This is a genomic window from Alteraurantiacibacter aestuarii (assembly GCF_039523595.1).
Classification (GTDB): domain Bacteria; phylum Pseudomonadota; class Alphaproteobacteria; order Sphingomonadales; family Sphingomonadaceae; genus Alteraurantiacibacter; species Alteraurantiacibacter aestuarii.
The window spans coordinates 1,974,870-1,990,969 of record NZ_BAAAFP010000002.1; the positions used below are offsets into that span (position 1 = coordinate 1,974,870).

The 16,100-nt window shown below is 61.5% G+C and carries 15 protein-coding genes; 9 read left to right on the top strand and 6 right to left on the bottom strand.

Annotated elements, in window-relative coordinates; all coding sequences use genetic code 11:
- The 5 genes from ABDZ98_RS13075 (at position 1) to ABDZ98_RS13095 (ending at position 7,226) form a co-directional block, all read left to right on the top strand.
- Positions 1-1,125 carry a hypothetical protein gene (locus ABDZ98_RS13075; RefSeq protein WP_343808780.1) on the top strand — a complete coding sequence of 375 codons (1,125 nt, stop codon included), beginning with the start codon at positions 1-3 and terminating at the stop codon, positions 1,123-1,125.
- Between the two features lie 67 nt (positions 1,126-1,192).
- Positions 1,193-2,323, top strand: coding sequence for a hypothetical protein (locus tag ABDZ98_RS13080; protein WP_343808782.1), 1,131 nt, complete (start codon positions 1,193-1,195; stop codon positions 2,321-2,323).
- A gap of 75 nt (positions 2,324-2,398) precedes the next feature.
- Positions 2,399-3,391 carry a hypothetical protein gene (locus ABDZ98_RS13085; RefSeq protein WP_343808784.1) on the top strand — a complete coding sequence of 331 codons (993 nt, stop codon included), beginning with the start codon at positions 2,399-2,401 and terminating at the stop codon, positions 3,389-3,391.
- A gap of 7 nt (positions 3,392-3,398) precedes the next feature.
- The gene (locus ABDZ98_RS13090; RefSeq protein ID WP_343808786.1) at positions 3,399-5,057 is read left to right on the top strand and encodes a carboxylesterase/lipase family protein; all 1,659 of its coding nucleotides are present in this window, start codon (positions 3,399-3,401) and stop codon (positions 5,055-5,057) included.
- Positions 5,058-5,162: 105 nt separating this feature from the next.
- Positions 5,163-7,226, top strand: a complete 2,064-nt coding sequence (locus tag ABDZ98_RS13095; RefSeq protein WP_343808788.1) for an outer membrane protein assembly factor BamB family protein — start codon at positions 5,163-5,165, stop codon at positions 7,224-7,226.
- A gap of 96 nt (positions 7,227-7,322) precedes the next feature.
- Here the strand turns inward: ABDZ98_RS13095 and ABDZ98_RS13100 are convergent, their stop codons facing one another.
- Together ABDZ98_RS13100 and ABDZ98_RS13105 are read right to left on the bottom strand one after the other, a co-directional pair.
- Positions 7,323-7,835, bottom strand: coding sequence for a DUF6644 family protein (locus ABDZ98_RS13100; RefSeq protein WP_343808790.1), 513 nt, complete (start codon positions 7,833-7,835; stop codon positions 7,323-7,325).
- Positions 7,836-7,851: 16 nt separating this feature from the next.
- Positions 7,852-8,388 carry a DUF6644 family protein gene (locus tag ABDZ98_RS13105; protein WP_343808792.1) on the bottom strand — a complete coding sequence of 179 codons (537 nt, stop codon included), beginning with the start codon at positions 8,386-8,388 and terminating at the stop codon, positions 7,852-7,854.
- Positions 8,389-8,759: 371 nt separating this feature from the next.
- Between ABDZ98_RS13105 and ABDZ98_RS13110 the strand changes: the two genes are divergently transcribed.
- The 3 genes from ABDZ98_RS13110 to ABDZ98_RS13120 all read left to right on the top strand — a co-directional run bounded on the left by ABDZ98_RS13110 (position 8,760) and on the right by ABDZ98_RS13120 (position 12,026).
- On the top strand, positions 8,760-10,658 hold the full coding sequence (locus tag ABDZ98_RS13110; protein ID WP_343808794.1) for an outer membrane protein assembly factor BamB family protein: 1,899 nt from the start codon (positions 8,760-8,762) through the stop codon (positions 10,656-10,658).
- 45 nt (positions 10,659-10,703) lie between these two features.
- Positions 10,704-11,537 carry a hypothetical protein gene (locus ABDZ98_RS13115; RefSeq protein WP_343808796.1) on the top strand — a complete coding sequence of 278 codons (834 nt, stop codon included), beginning with the start codon at positions 10,704-10,706 and terminating at the stop codon, positions 11,535-11,537.
- A gap of 63 nt (positions 11,538-11,600) precedes the next feature.
- Positions 11,601-12,026, top strand: a complete 426-nt coding sequence (locus tag ABDZ98_RS13120) for a DUF6152 family protein (RefSeq protein WP_343808798.1) — start codon at positions 11,601-11,603, stop codon at positions 12,024-12,026.
- 123 nt (positions 12,027-12,149) lie between these two features.
- On the opposite strand, the gene ABDZ98_RS13125 is transcribed toward ABDZ98_RS13120, so the two are convergent.
- Complete coding sequence (locus ABDZ98_RS13125; RefSeq protein ID WP_343808800.1) at positions 12,150-12,527, bottom strand: thiol-disulfide oxidoreductase DCC family protein; 378 nt, start codon at positions 12,525-12,527, stop codon at positions 12,150-12,152.
- Positions 12,528-12,759: 232 nt separating this feature from the next.
- The gene (locus ABDZ98_RS13130) at positions 12,760-13,611 is read right to left on the bottom strand and encodes a LuxR C-terminal-related transcriptional regulator (protein WP_343808802.1); all 852 of its coding nucleotides are present in this window, start codon (positions 13,609-13,611) and stop codon (positions 12,760-12,762) included.
- Here ABDZ98_RS13130 and ABDZ98_RS13135 point away from each other — a divergent pair.
- Positions 13,577-14,851: an OmpP1/FadL family transporter gene (locus ABDZ98_RS13135; RefSeq protein WP_343808804.1), complete on the top strand. Its 1,275-nt coding sequence runs from the start codon at positions 13,577-13,579 to the stop codon at positions 14,849-14,851. The two genes, ABDZ98_RS13130 and ABDZ98_RS13135, sit on opposite strands and share 35 nt — an antisense overlap.
- A 30-nt stretch (positions 14,852-14,881) precedes the next feature.
- Here the strand turns inward: ABDZ98_RS13135 and ABDZ98_RS13140 are convergent, their stop codons facing one another.
- The gene (locus ABDZ98_RS13140; protein ID WP_343808806.1) at positions 14,882-15,802 is read right to left on the bottom strand and encodes a sugar kinase; all 921 of its coding nucleotides are present in this window, start codon (positions 15,800-15,802) and stop codon (positions 14,882-14,884) included.
- Positions 15,793-16,056: a hypothetical protein gene (locus ABDZ98_RS13145; RefSeq protein WP_343808808.1), complete on the bottom strand. Its 264-nt coding sequence runs from the start codon at positions 16,054-16,056 to the stop codon at positions 15,793-15,795. The genes ABDZ98_RS13140 and ABDZ98_RS13145 overlap by 10 nt, the downstream gene beginning before the upstream one ends.
- Positions 16,057-16,100 lie beyond the last annotated feature (44 nt).

The window sequence follows — 16,100 nt, forward strand, 5'->3', positions numbered from 1 at the left end:
ATGAAGCGTCAGGCCAAGACCGTCTTGAAAATCTCGCTTGCAGCAATGAGCGCGGCACTGTTGCTGCCCGCCTCTGGCGCCGCGCAGCAGGTGCCCGATGACCTGACAACCATGCCCGCCGTTTCGGATGCCTATCAGCCCGCCACAACGCCCTGGGGCGATCCGGACCTGCGCGGCACCTGGCCGATCAACGACATTGCCGAACTGCCGGTCAGCCGTCCCGCCCAATATGGCAATCGCTTCTGGAAGACCGAGGCCGAGATCGCTGCCGAGCAGGGCCGCGTGGAGCAACTGGAAGAAGCCTACAGCTCTGAGGATGAAGAGGGCACGATCGGCCTGGGTCACTGGATCGAGTACGAAGCCGGTAGCCGCCGCACCTCCATGCTGATCGATCCTGCGGACGGAAAGCTGCCCGCGTTCACGCAGCAGGGCATCCATGACGCTGCCGAAATGCGCGCCACCTGGGTGCCGGGCCAGACCTTCGACTGGGTTACCGATTTTGACAGCTGGGACCGCTGCTGGACGCGCGGTTTCCCCGCATCCATGCTGCCATTCCGCTATAACAACGGCATCCGCATCTTCCAGGCACCAGGATATGTGGTGATCACGCTGGAAATGCTCGGCACGCGAATCATCCCCGTGGGCGATGATCTTGAGCAATGGCCCGCTGCCATGATGGGCATGTTCGGCCAGAGCCGGGGCCGCTGGGAAGACCACAACACGCTGGTGGTGGAAACCACCAACATGCAGCCCGGCGCATCGCCGCTCAACATGGCCACGCGGGGCGTGCCGCCAAACAACACCATTCCTACCAGCCGCCAGGCCACCACGGTGGAGCGCTTCCACATGGTTGGCCCGGACACGATCACCTATGAGCTGACCTACAGCGATCCGGTGGTGTGGCAGGCGCCGTTCACTCTGCGGGTGGACTGGACAAGGGACGAAGAGTACGAATTCTATGAATATGCCTGCCACGAGGGGAATGTGCAGGTTCGCAATTACATCACTGCCTCGCGCGCGCAGCGTGAACAGGAATATCAGCGCGGCCGGATGGTCGAGCCCGTGGATCCAGACGCCGGACCGCCTCCGGCAACTGATCCTGCGAGCAGGGGCGTAGGGAATTAATATCAGCACTCGGCACATGGCGGCCAATGCCGCCTGTTGCAGACGAATTTCAGGAGAGAGACGAAAGATGAAAAGCTTCAACACCAAGACAGCCCGCCTGCTTGCAGCCATGTCTGCAGCAGCGCTGGCCTGTACCGCGCTTTCGGCCCCGGTTAACGCCCAGGCCGTTCCCGACGATCTGACGGTCATGCCGCCGGTCCCGACCGACTATCAGCCCGCGCGCACCGCATGGGGCGATCCCGACCTGCGTGGCATGTTCCCGATCGACAACATCGCCAGCCTGCCGATGCAGCGTCCCGCCAATTTCGGTGACCGTTTCTGGCTGACCGAGGAAGAATACGCCCAGCGCGCCGCACAGGCCGGCCGGTCTGACGCCGCTTACGCCGCAGAAGACGAGAGCGGCACCATTGGCATGGGCCACTGGGTGGAATCCGATAGCTCGGGCCGCCGCACCTCGCTGCTGATCTCTCCCGCCAATGGCCAGCTTCCCGCCTTCACCGAAAGCGCACAGGCGCTGTATTCGGCCGGCCGGTCCAGCTGGACGCCGGGTACGATCCACCAGTGGGTGGACGATTTCGACACGTGGGATCGCTGCATCACGCGCGGCTTCCCCGCTTCGATGTTCCCGTTCCGCTATAACAACGGCATCCAGGTGATGCAGGCTCCGGGCTATTTCGTGATCAATCTCGAAATGATCCATGACAGCCGCGTCATTCCTATCGTGAAGAAGGAAGATATTGCCGCCCGTCGCTGGCCGGCCAATGTCCGCACCTGGATGGGCCAGTCGCTGGGCTATTGGGAAGGCAACACGCTGGTGGTCGAAACCACCAACATCATCGCCGGTGACAGTGCCACCACAGTGGTATCGGAACGCGGCCCGTCGCCGCTGAACATGGCCACCATGGGTGTTCCGCCGTTCAACACCATCCCCACCAGCGAGCAGGCGAAGGTGGTTGAACGTATCACCATGACCGGTCCGGATTCGATCGTGTACGAAGTGACCTATTCGGACCCCGAAGTGTTCGTGGCACCGTGGACGGCTCGCCTCGACTGGACGCGCAACGATGAATATGAATTCTTCGAATATGCCTGCCACGAAGGCAACGTGCAGGTGCGCAACTACATCAGCTCGGCATCTGCCGGTCTGGCTGCCGAGGCCGCCGAAGCAGCGCGCGCTGAAGCTGCCGGCACTCAGTAAATGACGACAAGTCTTAGGGCGCAATTCGCCGGGTCCCCAGCATGGCTGGCGGGCCTTGCGGGTTGCGCCCTCGGCTTGTGCGCGGTCCAGCCGGCCATCGCTCAGGATGCGGACCTGGTTACCGTGCCTGCGGTTCCGCGCGATTATCAGCCCGGCACCACAGAGTGGGGCGATCCTGACCTGCGCGGCACCTGGCCGATAGATCACCTCAACTTCACCCCGCTGCAACGCCCGCCCGAACAGGGCATGCGCTATTTCCTCAATGATGAGGAATTCGCCCAGCGCAGCGCCATGCTGGCCGCGCGCGGAGAGGCATATGCCGGCGAGATCGAGGATGAGACAATTGGCATGGGTCACTGGGTGGAACCCGGCGATGCCAACCGCCGCACCTCCTTCGTGATTGATCCGGCTGATGGGCGCCTGCCGCCGCTGACCGCCGAAGGCGTTCGCCTGAGCGCGACCAAGCGCAGTTCCTACCTGCCCGACCAGACTTACGACACACCGCTGGATTTCGACACGTGGGACCGCTGCATCACGCGCGGCCTGCCTGCCAGCATGTTCCCGTTCAATTACAACAACGGCATCCGCATCTTCCAGGCACCAGGCATGGTCGCGATCCAGATGGAGATGGTGCACGAGGTTCGCATCATCCCGCTGGGTGAGGACTATTCAGCGCCGAGCGGCAACAGCTTCTGGCTGGGCCAGAGCCGCGGGCACTGGGAAGACGGCAACACGCTGGTGGTGGAAACCAGCAATTTCAACGCGCAGGGTGCGCCGGTGAATGTGGGCACGTGGGGGTCGCCTCCGGGCAATAATACGCCGCAGAGCACGCAGGCGCACATGACCGAACGCTTCACCATCACGGGACCCGATACGATCATCTATGAGGTGACTTATACGGACCCCGTCATCTTCACGGCACCGTGGACCGCACGGCTCGATTGGCAGCGCGATGAGGCTTACACCCTTTTCGAATACGCCTGCCATGAAGGCAATGTGCAGATCCGCGGATACATAAATTCGTCTCGCGCCCAAAGGGAACAGGCGCGCGGCCAAAACAGGGAATAGGATGATCATGAAACTTGCCTTCGGGAAAACCGCACTTGGCTGTGCGCTGCTCGCCTCTGTCGCAGCTTGCGCCACCACTGAAGCGGGCACCACGTCCGCCTCTATCGCCACCGCTCCGGTGATGACGCAGCAGGGCCTGATCCAGGGCGTTCCCGGCAAGCTGGACGGCATCACCGTGTTCAAGGGCATTCCCTTTGCCGCGCCGCCAGTGGGCGATCTGCGCTGGGAGCAGCCGCAGCCTGCCGCCAGCTGGCAGGGCGTGCGCGATGGCAGCAAGTGGGGGGACAGCTGCGTGCAGAACCCCGCGCCCGATCGCTTCCCGGTCAACTCCGCCACCGACATGCCGGACAGCCCCGGCATTTCCGAGGACTGCCTCTATCTCAACGTCTGGACTCCGGCGACCAGCGCCGATGAGAAGCTGCCGGTGATGGTGTGGCTGTATGGCGGCGCCTACAATGAAGGCGGTGGCTCTGCCCCGTTCAGCCAGGGCGACCAACTCGCCGCCAAAGGCGTGGTTATGGTCACCTTCAACTACCGTGTGGGCTCGCTCGGCTTCTTCTCCCACCCGGAACTTACCGCCGAATCGCCCTATGGCGCATCGGGCAACCAGGCGCTGGGCGATTCAATCGCCGTGTTCCAGTGGATCCACGACAATATCGAATCATTCGGCGGCGATCCCAGCCGCGTCACCATCTTTGGTGAAAGCGCCGGGGCAGCGATGAATGGCGGGCTTGCAGGCGCTCCGCCCGCACGCGGCCTGATCCACCGCGCCATATCGGAAAGCGGCGCATGGATGGGCCTCAACATTGCCCTGATGACGCCGCGTGAGCGGGCCGAGCAGCAGGCGCTGACGCAGGCGCAGGAGCAGTTCGGCACCACGTCCCTGGCCGAATTGCGCGCGATTCCAGCGACGGAAATCCATCAGAAGCTGCGCGGCGCGGGCATGATCGTCGACGGGCACATCATTCCCGAAGACTTGTCGATCACCTTTGCCGAAGGACGCCAAAACCCGGTCGACGTACTGGTCGGCTCCAACGAGGACGAAGGCTCCTTCACCGCGGCATTCGGTCCGCCGACCACGCTTGAGGCATGGATGCAGGGCGAAGCCATGCGCTATGGCTCGCATGTGGAGCTGGGCCGCGCCGCCTACCCCGCCAGCACCGATGCCGAAGCGGCCGTGCAGTCCGTGCAGCCGTTCTCCGATGCGATGAGCTGGCACATGCGCCAGTTTGCCGAATATCAGGCAGAGATCGGCCAGAACTCCTATCATTATTACTTCACCCACGATCCGCTCTACGATCCTGATCGGGGCAATCTGGGCGCGGCGCATACGGGCGAAATTCCTTATGTCTTCAACAATTTGTGCGCCCCGCGCACCTTCCCCGGCGGATCGTCGGTGGAACTGATGTGCGGTAACCCGCGTGAGGAAGCCTTTGCCGACCAGGTTTCGCAATATTGGGTCAATTTTGCCCGCACCGGCAATCCCAATGGCGATGGCCTGCCCCATTGGCCCAGCATGAATGAGCTTGGTCCCAATGAGGTGATGCGCCTCGATGCCGACGGCTCTGGCCGCGGACCGTGGCTGGGCGAAGCGAAGGATGCGTTGTATCAGGCATTGTTCCATGACCGCGTGGCTGTCCCGCTGGGAATCTCCAGCGGCGGCTGACGCGGCGCATAAGGGGAGGGGAATTTGGCGGTATTGAGAAGGGTCCTGATGGGCTCTGCTACTGGCGTTGCCATGCTTGGCATGGTTGCGACGGCCCAGGGGACTATGGCCCAGGGCTCAAGGGCCCAGGGCGCAAGGGCCCAGAACGGGTCCATCAGCTTTGCCGGCCAGGTCGCTGATGGCCGTGCCCTGTACGCCGCCAATTGCGCCGCCTGCCACGGAGAGGGGCTTTCTGGCGGACAGTTCGCTGCGGCGCTGAAAGGTCCGGCGTTCCTGGCCAACTGGGGCGATGTGCCCGTTGGCGATCTGGAAGCCTATGTCCGCACCTCCATGCCGCCGGGTGGCAGCGGACGCTTGTCCGATGACGCCTATGCCGCGCTGGTTGCCCTGATCGTGGACGAAAATGGCGGCGAGCTGGCCCAGCCCGTTGGCCGCGGTCTTGCCTCTGTCATGCCCCCTGCCCCTTCGGCAGAGGAGCAGAATGCGCTGGGTATCGGCGGTATTTCGGCCAATCATCCGCTTCCGGCAGGGCCGGTGCCGATAGATCGCTTTGCCAATTATGCGCCCGTCACCCCCGCAGAACTCGCCAATCCGGCCCCCGAAGACTGGCTGACCTGGCGGCGCGGGCACAATGGCCAGGGCTTTTCTCCGCTGGCGCAGATCAACCGTGACAATATTGGCCAGCTGGGCATCGCCTGGGCGCAGGCCCTGCCCGCCGGCGCCAACATGAATGAGCCGCTGGTGCGCGACGGCGTGCTGTATGTGTTCGGCTTCGGGGACGAGATTTTCGCCTTCGATGCGGCCAGTGGACGGCCCCTGTGGCGGTATCAGCGGCAGTTGCCCGAAGGCACATCGCCGCTGTCCAAGAAGACCATGGCGCTGTGGGACGACATGCTGATCGCCTCCACTTCCGATCTGCATATCATCGCGCTGGACGCGCGCACCGGCAGGCCCGTGTGGGATGTGCCGATCACCGATCGTCCCGGCTTTCGCAACAATGGCGGCCCGCTGGTGGCCGATGGCGTGGTCATGAACGGCCTTGCCACAACCGAACCGGGCGGCGGTCTGATCGCCGCCTTCGATGCCGCAACGGGCGAGCATCTGTGGACCTTCGACACCGTCGCCAAGACCGGCACACCCGGCGGCGACACGTGGAACGGCATACCCGATGATGAACGGCGCGGCGGCTCTGTGTGGACCTCCGGCACGTTCGATGCCGAATCGGGCCTGGCGCTGTGGGGCGTCGCGCAGACCTATGACACCGGCCCCTTGCGCGATATGCAGCCGGGCATGAACAATGATGGCCTGTTCACCAATTCCACGCTCGCCTTCCGCCCGCGTACGGGTGAACTGGTGTGGTATTACCAGCATATGCCCAACGATCAGTATGATCTGGACTGGGTGTTCGAACGGGTGATCGGCACGATCGACGTCAACGGAACACCGCGCCGCGTGGTGATGACCGGCGGCAAGGAAGGCTTGTTCGATACGCTGGATGCCGAAACCGGCGCCTATATCGATACTGCCGACATGGGCTTTCAGGACTTCATCATCGCCATCGATCCGGTTACCGGACGCAAGACCCCCGATCCGGCGCTGCTGCCGGGTCGTGACAAGGGCAATGTGTTCATGTGTCCGCACGCAGGCGGTGGCCGCAACTGGAGCCCGACCAGCTTCAACCAGCAGACCCACCAGCTGTTCGTGAATGCGCGCGATACCTGCATGGAGCTGGTCCCGGCGGAAAACGGCTTCCTGTCCAGCGGCGTGGACGTGTTCTATTCAGCCCCGGCAGACAGCGATGGCAATTACGGTTTCCTGCAGGCCATCGACATGGAGTCTGGCGAAGTTCAGTGGGAAACGCGCCGCCGCGCACCCTATGACATGGGCATATTGGGCACTGCGGGCGGACTGCTGTTTACCGGCGCCATGGACCGCGAATTCATCGCCTATGACCAGCAGACGGGTGAGCAGCTGTGGCGCACCGGGCTGACCGGCGTGCCCAACGCGTCTCCCATCACCTATGCGGTGGACGGGCGGCAATATATCGCCGTGGTCACCGGCATGGGCAATCCGCTGGCATTCGGCCTGCCCAATTTCACGCCGGAGCTGCCGGTTCCCCCGGTCAACAGCTCCTCGATCTATGTCTTCGCCCTGCCTGAGGGCGAATAGCCGAAGCACAGTTCAGCCCGGATCGCAGGCACAAAAAAGGCCGCCCTTGACGGGGCGGCCTTCTTTTTGTGCGCGCTTTTGCGTGCGGGTTTCAGTTCAGTAATAGATGCCGAGCGTGAAGCCGATTGCGCGGCCACAGAAAACAACCACCAGCCACAATGTGAGCGAGACGATAGCCGCAATCTTGACCTTGCTCGGCGGGGAGGCTGCGCCATCCCACTGGGCCTGATCCTTGGAGGTGACGAAGTGGTACAGGGCCATGTTGAGCCCGGCCACGGCCATCACGCCCATCTTCACCAGGAAGTACGGGTTGACCATGTAGGTGCTGGCCTTGCTGATAAACAGCAGCGTGCCGGTAATGGCAGCCAGGACGAATGCCATCCAGGTCCACTTCAGCGTGTCATCGGACACTTTGGAAACCAGCACATTTGTGGAGGCGAGCCCCAGCATGCGCAGATCCATGACCAGGATCGTGCCGATCACGGTGACAAGAGCAATCACATGGACCGTCTCGATCGTGGGGAACGCCCAGAGGCTTTCAGCGATGGAAACACCGAAGGAGGAATACTCGATCGATTCCCAGATATTGGTCGGTTCAGGATACATCATTTGAAAATCTTCCCCCTCAAACCGGAACGTAGGCGATCCAGCGACCGCACAGTATGATTACGCACCAGAGAATAACGATAAGGATCGAGGTCGTGCGCATTCCCGAACTGGCCACGAATGCAGCACCAGCGGCTGCGGCCTTGGCGCGCACGGACTTCTGGAAGCCGAGCGTGATCAGGACAGTCACGATGATCAGGGCCATTTTGATCCAGAACACGGCGTTGACCATGTTGCGGATCGGTTCAGCAGTCGCCATCAAAACGCCGCTGAGGATGATCACCAGCAGGCCCCACCAGGTCCAGCCGCAATAGCGTGCTGCAGCTTCGCTGACAGTCTGGCTGGCACCTGTGCTGCGGTTGATACGAACCGTCAGCAGGAGCGTGGTACCAAAGGCAGCACCAATGGCCAGAATGTGAAAGACCTGTGCCAGCGGCACCATCCAGAAGTTCTCAACCATAAACAGGCTGAGAGGAGTCTCCATCAGCCAGAAGGCAAAATCGAGAAGCACGGTCGTCCTCAGCCATTCTGTTATGCCAAATAGCAAATCGAACATGTATAAAATCCCCTCTTATAGCGCTCACCATCACGCATTTGCGTGGACACCGGCAAGATAACCTTGATTTGGCGCAAACCCGCTAGCGCCACCAGGTCGTCTGGCCAAGCCTTTCCCCGCATGTGAGACGAATCGCGACAATTTGTCACAAACTCCAACTCGACATTCATACCGCAATTCGCAACGGAAAGCGGACAAGTTCAAGGCGAAGGAACATAATCTTGCAAAAAAGCTCCCGCGCTGCGCAGGTACGGCAGGCGGGAGGCCATTGTCAAAAGATGGATGGGCCTTTAGGACAGAATCAACAAGTTTGCTTGGGAGCGGTCATCAGACCGTCCTTATCCGGCAAGGCGGGAGAGTAATTTATGCGGATGGCGAAGAGCCTCTGTCTGGCAGCGCTGCTGGCATCTACCAGTGCCACCGGCGTGATCGCGCAGGAGAGCATTCCGGATGGCGATTGGCGCACGATCAACCGCGATCTGGCCGCCACGCGTTATTCCCCGCTGACTGAAATCAACCGCGGCAATGTCGGCAATCTGCAGCAGGCATGGACCTATCCCCTGCGCGCCTTCAACACCGCCGTTCCGGTGGTGGTGAACGGCAATATGTATATCACCGCCCAGGCCCGTGTGGTTGCGCTCAATGCCGCCACGGGTGAGGAAATCTGGGTGCATGAAGCGGCCAGCACTCCCGGTCAGGCTCCCGGTGCCGGCGGATTTTCCAGTCGCGGCGTCGGCTATTGGGCCGGCCAGGGCAATATGGCCCCGCGCATTCTGGTAATGAGCGGCAGCAACATGGTCGCTCTGGATGCCGCCACGGGTGAACTGGTTTCAAGTTTCGGCAATGGCGGCATGGTCGATGTCGGCATCGGCTATGGCGGTACACCCACAATCAACGGCAATGTCGCGATCATCGGTGCGTCCTCTCTGGAGAATCCGCAGGGTCCCGCCGGCAATCCCCGCGCCTTCAACGTCATCACTGGCGAGAAGATGTGGGAATTCGACACCACACCCGATCCGGGCCAGCCTTACCATGAGACGTGGGGCAATGGATGGGAAGACCGCGGCGGCACCAATATGTGGGGCTTCATGGCCACGGTCGATACTTCGACCGACACCGCGTATCTGCCTATCGCAGGTCCGGCGCACAACTATTACGGCGGCGATCGCCCCGGCTCCAACCTGTTTGGCAACTCGATTGTCGCGGTGGATATGGAGACCGGCGAATACAAATGGCATTTCCAGACCGTGCATCACGATCTGTGGGATATCGACATGTCGCACGCCGGACCGCTGATCCCGGTCGGTCGGGGCAACAACCGGCACATGGCGCTGGCCAATGTCGGCAAGTCCAGCCTGTTCTACGTGATCGACGCCAAGTCTGGTGAACCCGTTCACGAAGTGGCCGAGGTGCCCGTTCCGCGCGGCGATGTTCCGGGTGAATATTACAGCCCCACGCAGCCGATACCGCAGGTTACCCCGCCGCTCAGCCGCACCACCATGTATTACGATGATATCGTGACCGCTGAAGACACCAATGAAGCGCATGCCCAGGCCTGCCGCGACATGTGGGATACTGCGGGCGGATATCAGAATCAGGGCATCTTCACGCCCTTCATGTACCGCGCTGAAGGTTCTCCGGTACGCTCCACGATCCAGCTTCCGGGCGGGATTGGCGGCGTGAACTGGGGCGGCCCGACGGCCAACCCGACCAACGGCATGGTCTATGTCAACGCTATCGACACCTCGCTGGTTGGCTGGGTGGAGCGCGTGCAGGGAGACCAGCCCTATAGTTTCGATGCCACGTCCGCCCCGCCCTATGACCGGGCGAGCGTGGATGGAAAGGGGCCGTTTTTCTCCTTCCAGGCACCGCTTAGCGGGGAATATGACGAGAATGGCCGTGCGGTCGGCGTATCCGCGCCGTGCTACAAGCCGCCATGGGCTCGCCTGACCGCGATCGATGCCAATACTGGTGAAATCAAATGGGCGGTTCCACTGGGAATCTATGAAGACCAGCCCGAAGGTCGCCAATTGCTGGGGAATGCCGGTTCTGCCGGTCCTTCAGTTACGGCAGGTGGCCTGGTTTTTGTGGGCGCGACAAACGATCATCGGTTCCGCGCCTTTGACGCAGATACCGGAGAGCAGCTATGGGAGACCACGCTCAATGGAAATGCCAACGCCAATCCGATGACTTATCGGGGTAGCGACGGCAAACAATATGTCGCCATCAACGCCAGTGGCGTTATTATGGTGTATTCGCTCGGACAGTGATTTTTGCATACAGGAGAGGTTATGCGGGGGATTAAGAAATTTTCGATGGCAGTAGCAACGGTGGCCCTTATGGCTGTTGGCGCACCTGCTTTTGCCGACCATCACGAAGAGGCGATGGCTACGATTGACGGCAAGCCGAATCTCAACGGCATCTGGCAGGCGATGAACACCGCCAACTGGAGCCTTGAGCCGCATAATGCGCAGAGCAACCCGGTGGCTGATCGCCTGCTGGGCGCAATCGGTGCCATTCCCGCCGGTCTCGGCGTGATTGAAGGCGGCGAGATTCCTTACAACGATGCTGCCAAGGAACGTCTGGAATATAACCAGTCGAACGTGATCAATTACGATCCGGAAGCTGCCTGCTATCTGCCGGGTATTCCCCGCGCCAGCTACATGCCCTTCCCGTTCCAGATCATCCAGGGCAACAATGACGACATCCTGATGGCCTATGAATATGCATCGGCCAATCGCGTTGTTCACATGCAGGAAGTCGGCATTCCGCCGATCGATACCTGGATGGGCACTTCCTACGGTCAGTGGGATGGTGACACGCTTGTTGTTACCACGCTTGCACAGGGCCCCGGCCTGGTGAAGCTGCCGGCCGGTGAAATGGTCGATGGCGTGACCTGGCTCGACCGTGCAGGCAATTATCTGACCAACCATGCGACGGTTGTGGAACGCTTCACCAAGATGGGTGAAAACCACATCAACTACGAAGTGACGATTGAGGATCCCTCGATCTACACCCGTCCGTGGACGATCCGCATGCCGCTGTACCGTCATGTCGAAGAAAACGCCCAACTGCTTGAATTCAAGTGTGTCCCGTTTTCTGAACAGCTGTTGTACGGCGACTTAATCGAGGGCCAAGGCGGCGAGTGATAGAACACTCACGTTGACGTCCCGCAAGACATCATGATTCGTGAAACTAAGGAGTTACCTGCCATGCATATCAAGAAGCTCAGCGCTGCCGCGATTGGCGCGGTGCTGGCGGTAACGGGTGTAGGCGCAGCTGCGCACCACTCGTTCGCCACCGAGTTCGACCGCAACAAGCCTGTCCGTCTGGAAGGCAAGGTTGTGATGTTCGAGTGGGTTAACCCCCACTCCTGGATCCACATCGATGTGACCCGTGGCGGTCGCACCGAGCGCTGGCGCGTTGAAGGCGGTGCTCCGTCGGCTCTGCTGCGTCGCGGCTGGAACAGAAACTCCCTGCCCGCGGGCACGGATATCATCGTGGATGCCTTCCAGGCTCGCGATGGTGACACCCGCGCTTCGGCTGCGGAAATCCGCTTCCCGAACGGCCGCGAGCTTTCGCTCGGCAACCCGACCACGGAAGCTGTTGCTGCTGCTGCACGCCGCGCTGGCAACTAATCAGTCTCCGGCACATCGCCGGGTACCCGAAGCAGGGGTCCCTAACGGGGCCCCTGTTTTCGTTTGAGTTATATTCGTTTGATCGGCGTGCATTGGTGAGGCGAATGCGCCCATCCCCGCAGTTCAGCGAAACATGCGCTGCAAACGGGGCCTGATTGTCAGGAAGCGGAGGTAGATTGCCTCCATCACGGACAGCATCGGCCGCCAGCGGGCCAGCAGGCCAAAAGGGCGCAGCACCGGAATAGCCCGCCACATGGCCGCAAATGCCGCCGCGCCTGACAGCAACTGGCCATTCTCCATCGCATGAAACCGCGCCAGCAGGTCTTCCCTGCTCAGCGGGCAGCTTGCGTCATCGGCCTGCGCCGCATCGATGAAGTCGATATTCCCGCCCCGATCGAGCCGCCGCATGATGGCAATTTCCCGCTGGCAAAGCGGGCAGGCACCGTCATGCCACACCTTCAGGCGATCGCCTGATATTTCACCGGGGAAATTGCTGGTCATAGTCAGGCTCTGAACCTGCGATCAAAACAAGGGGAGCGCAAGACCGGACCTTTGGCCGGGTCTGCAGCAAAAAAGAGCATCGTGACCGGATAAGGTGGGATGGAGGGAGCGGACCAAAGAGGGGGAAGGTTCCGCAGTAACCCGATCACGATGCATGATGTTTTTGCGCCTGATTCGGGTAGATTGAAACATGGACCTTAGGCCGGGTAACACCGGCCAGCGGGGGCACGGTCTAGATACCCGCTTCAACAGCCAGCCTGATCATGTCCGCCGCGGTCTGCACGCCCAGCTTTTCCATGGCGATGCCGCGGTGCATTTTCACCGTCTTTTCCGACAGGCCCAGCTCATAAGCGATCTGCTTGTTGCGCAGGCCACCCGCCACCATTTGCAGCACTTCCAGCTGGCGTGGTGACAATCCGCGGATCTTCTCCGTCGCGCGCACACGCCTGGTCAGGCTTGGTCCGGCCGCATCCTCATCCAGCTCAACCTGAGAACCGAGGAAATAGATCAGCTCGTCCCGTGCATCATAGATGGGGGCGACCACCACCGCATTGCGGAAGGGCGTGCCGTCTTTCTTGTAATTGAGAATTTCCACCAACACCGGCTTATGCTCTTTGACGCCATCGCGGATAGCTGCGGTCAGCCATGGTTCGGTGCCCGGTCCTGCAAGGAAACGGCAATTGCGCCCGAGCACATCCTCCGCCGGATATTGGGTCAGATCGAGAAAAGCCTGATTGCAGGCGATGATGGGATTATCCGGCAGGCGCGGATTGCTGATAACCGATGCGATGGGGCTCGATTCAATCAGCCCGGCTACCCACGGATCAGGATCAGTTTCAATCTTCTCGCCCACAAAACCCATGTAGCGACGCGCCAGCGCGTTTTCCAGTGGCGGCAGGTTGATTTGCCGGTATTTACCGACGGCTGAAATTGCGGGGTCAAGTCTTGCTAAGCCTCCCGCAAGCCTTTCTTCCTTCTTGTTGCAGCGCAAAAATCCCATATCGCGCACCAACGGGGCCGGTGGCCCGCAGAACATAACAGGGTCTATCATGAAAAATTTCCCGAACATCGCCAGTGCGCGCACCCTTCTTGCTGCCAGCGCTGCGGCGCTGGTGCTGACTTCCACTCCGGCGCTGGCAACCGATGGCTATTTCCTCAACGGCATCGGAGCAAAGTCCAAAGGCATGGGCGGCGCAGCCATTGCCCTGCCGCAGGAAGCGCTGGCCATCGCCAGCAATCCCGCCGCCGCGACCGAGCTGGACCAGCGGCTGGATATTGGCGTTGAAGTGTTCATTCCCGATCGCGGTGCCACCATTCGCGGCAATGGCGCAGGGCTTGACGGCAATTTCAGTGGCAATGGCGCAAATCCGTTCCTCCTGCCCGAATTCGCCTATGTCCGCCCGCTGTCAGACAGCGTTTCGGTTGGCCTGGCGATCAATGCCAATGGCGGCATGAACACCGTGTATGAAACCAACCCGTTCGGTCCTTTTGGCGCCACCGGCAATGCCGGTGTCGACCTGAAGCAGGTCTTCATCACTCCCACCGTCGCGGTGGAATTCGCCGAGGGGCAATCGCTCGGCGTCTCTCCCATCGCCATGGTTCAGGGCTTTCGCGTCACCGGCATCCAGCCGTTTTCTGCGGCGTCCGCAGACCCCGCCAATTTCACCAACAATGGCACTGACTGGTCCTTTGGCGCAGGCTTCCGCGTTGGCTATCTGGGTCAGGTGACCAAGGGCATTCGCATCGGCGCGTTCTATCAGTCGAAGATCTGGGCTTCGAAGTTCGACAATTATGCCGGCCTGTTCTCCGACCACGGATCATTCGACGTGCCCTCATCCTATGGCGCAGGCATCGCCATCCAGCCGACAGAGCGGCTGACCCTGGCTGCCGATGTGAAGCGCATTGAATATTCGGACGTCACCTCCGTCGGCACGCCGCTGGCCCCGCTGTTCGCCAATGTCCCGTTTGGCGCAGTTGGCGGTCCCGGTTTTGGCTGGGACGATGTGACCGTGTTCAAGCTGGGCGCGGCATATCAGGTGAGCGACACGCTGACCGTGCGCGGTGGCTATGGACGGTCGGACAATCCGGTCCCGTCGAGCGAGACTTTCCTCAACATACTGGCTCCCGGCGTTGTGCAGGATCACTTCACGCTCGGCGCCACGCTGGATATCGGATCGGGCAAGGAACTGACCGCCTATGCCATGCGCGCACCGCGCAATGATGTGGCCGGTGCCGGCTCCATCCCCGCCCCTTATGGCGGCGGCGAGGCTGCCGTCTATCTGGCGGAAACGTCCTTCGGGCTGGCTTTCGGCTGGTCCCTGTAATGCGCAATCCTGGCCGGGCCATGCGCCCGGTCAGGCAATTGCGCCGTAAGGCGCCGCATCGTCCCGCACGGGCACGGCCCCGCTGCGGCGAATGACCCAGCCCGCCAGTGCCTGACCGCTGGCGATGGCGGCGGCGGTCTGCCCGCCGTTCATCCAGCCTGACAGATAGCCCGCGTTGAAGGCATCGCCCGCCCCGCTGGCATCCACCATCGCCAGTTTCTCGGCCGGAAAATGGACCGCAGCTTCTCCCTGACGGGCAAACAGGCAGCCTTCCGCCCCCGCCTTTACCACCACATCACGGCACCCCAGATCGAGCCAGCGCCTAGCGATTTCCTCCTCCGACAAATCCTCCCCCGCCAGTGCGCATTCATCGCCATCGGTGGGCAGGCCAATTGTGGCACCGCTGGCCGCGCGTGCTGAGATCGCACGCGCTTCAGCCGCAGAGGTCCACAAATTCGTGCGGTAATTACTGTCATAGGCAACGTCGCCCCCGCGCTGGCGGACGCTCTGTGCAAGGCCGAACAAGGCCTCGCGCGCCTGTTCGGGCAGGATCGCCAGCGTGATCAGGCTGTAATAGAGCAAGCGGCTGGCCCGCGCTTCCTCCAGCGCAGCATCCATGCCGGGCAGCGCAAACATGTCCCGCGCCGCGCTGTTGTCTCGCCAGTAAAGGAAGCTTCGCTCTCCCGTTTCATCGAGGTGGATGGCATAGATGCCCGGATGCCTCTCCGGATGGCGCAGCACGAAGCGTGTATCGATGCCCTCATCCCGCCAGGCAGCGACCAGCGCATCGCTGACCGGATCTGTCCCCAGCGCGGTGACATAGCGCACGTCATGCCCCAGCCGAGCCAGGTGGATCGCCGTGTTCAGAGTGTCCCCACCATAGCACAGCCCGCTGCGCGCATTGCTGCTGTGATATTCAAGCATTGCCTCGCCAACGATGGTTACAGCCATTTGCGCGCACTTCCCTGGGATATGTCAGAGGGCCGCCCACGGGCCTTGAGAGCAACCTGCCAGCCATATGGACGCAACAACCGGCGCAGGGCAAGATTGCCTGCCCGTTCAGGAGGATAGCGCATCGCGGCCAAACCCCATCCATACGCCTTGCCTGCCCGGACAATTTGCTTTGCCAGTTGCGTCATGACATATCGCGCCGCGCGGCTTAATCGCGCAATTGGGCCATGCGCCCATGCTGCGGTGATGGTCATGGGGGTTGGGCGATACATGAGGAAATGCGCGTGCTGACCGATGG

Excerpts from the sequence above, each read along its gene's own strand:
- ABDZ98_RS13120 (WP_343808798.1), top strand. The coding sequence starts at position 11,601 with ATGCATATCAAGAAGCTCAGCGCTGCCGCGATTGGCGCGGTGCTGGCG.
- ABDZ98_RS13125 (WP_343808800.1), bottom strand. The coding sequence starts at position 12,527 with ATGACCAGCAATTTCCCCGGTGAAATATCAGGCGATCGCCTGAAGGTG.
- ABDZ98_RS13135 (WP_343808804.1), top strand. The coding sequence starts at position 13,577 with ATGAAAAATTTCCCGAACATCGCCAGTGCGCGCACCCTTCTTGCTGCC.
- ABDZ98_RS13105 (WP_343808792.1), bottom strand. The coding sequence starts at position 8,388 with ATGTTCGATTTGCTATTTGGCATAACAGAATGGCTGAGGACGACCGTG.
- ABDZ98_RS13110 (WP_343808794.1), top strand. The coding sequence starts at position 8,760 with ATGGCGAAGAGCCTCTGTCTGGCAGCGCTGCTGGCATCTACCAGTGCC.
- ABDZ98_RS13095 (WP_343808788.1), top strand. The coding sequence starts at position 5,163 with ATGGCCCAGGGCTCAAGGGCCCAGGGCGCAAGGGCCCAGAACGGGTCC.
- ABDZ98_RS13080 (WP_343808782.1), top strand. The coding sequence starts at position 1,193 with ATGAAAAGCTTCAACACCAAGACAGCCCGCCTGCTTGCAGCCATGTCT.
- ABDZ98_RS13115 (WP_343808796.1), top strand. The coding sequence starts at position 10,704 with ATGGCAGTAGCAACGGTGGCCCTTATGGCTGTTGGCGCACCTGCTTTT.
- ABDZ98_RS13075 (WP_343808780.1), top strand. The coding sequence starts at position 1 with ATGAAGCGTCAGGCCAAGACCGTCTTGAAAATCTCGCTTGCAGCAATG.
- ABDZ98_RS13140 (WP_343808806.1), bottom strand. The coding sequence starts at position 15,802 with ATGGCTGTAACCATCGTTGGCGAGGCAATGCTTGAATATCACAGCAGC.
- ABDZ98_RS13145 (WP_343808808.1), bottom strand. The coding sequence starts at position 16,056 with ATGACCATCACCGCAGCATGGGCGCATGGCCCAATTGCGCGATTAAGC.
- ABDZ98_RS13090 (WP_343808786.1), top strand. The coding sequence starts at position 3,399 with ATGAAACTTGCCTTCGGGAAAACCGCACTTGGCTGTGCGCTGCTCGCC.
- ABDZ98_RS13100 (WP_343808790.1), bottom strand. The coding sequence starts at position 7,835 with ATGATGTATCCTGAACCGACCAATATCTGGGAATCGATCGAGTATTCC.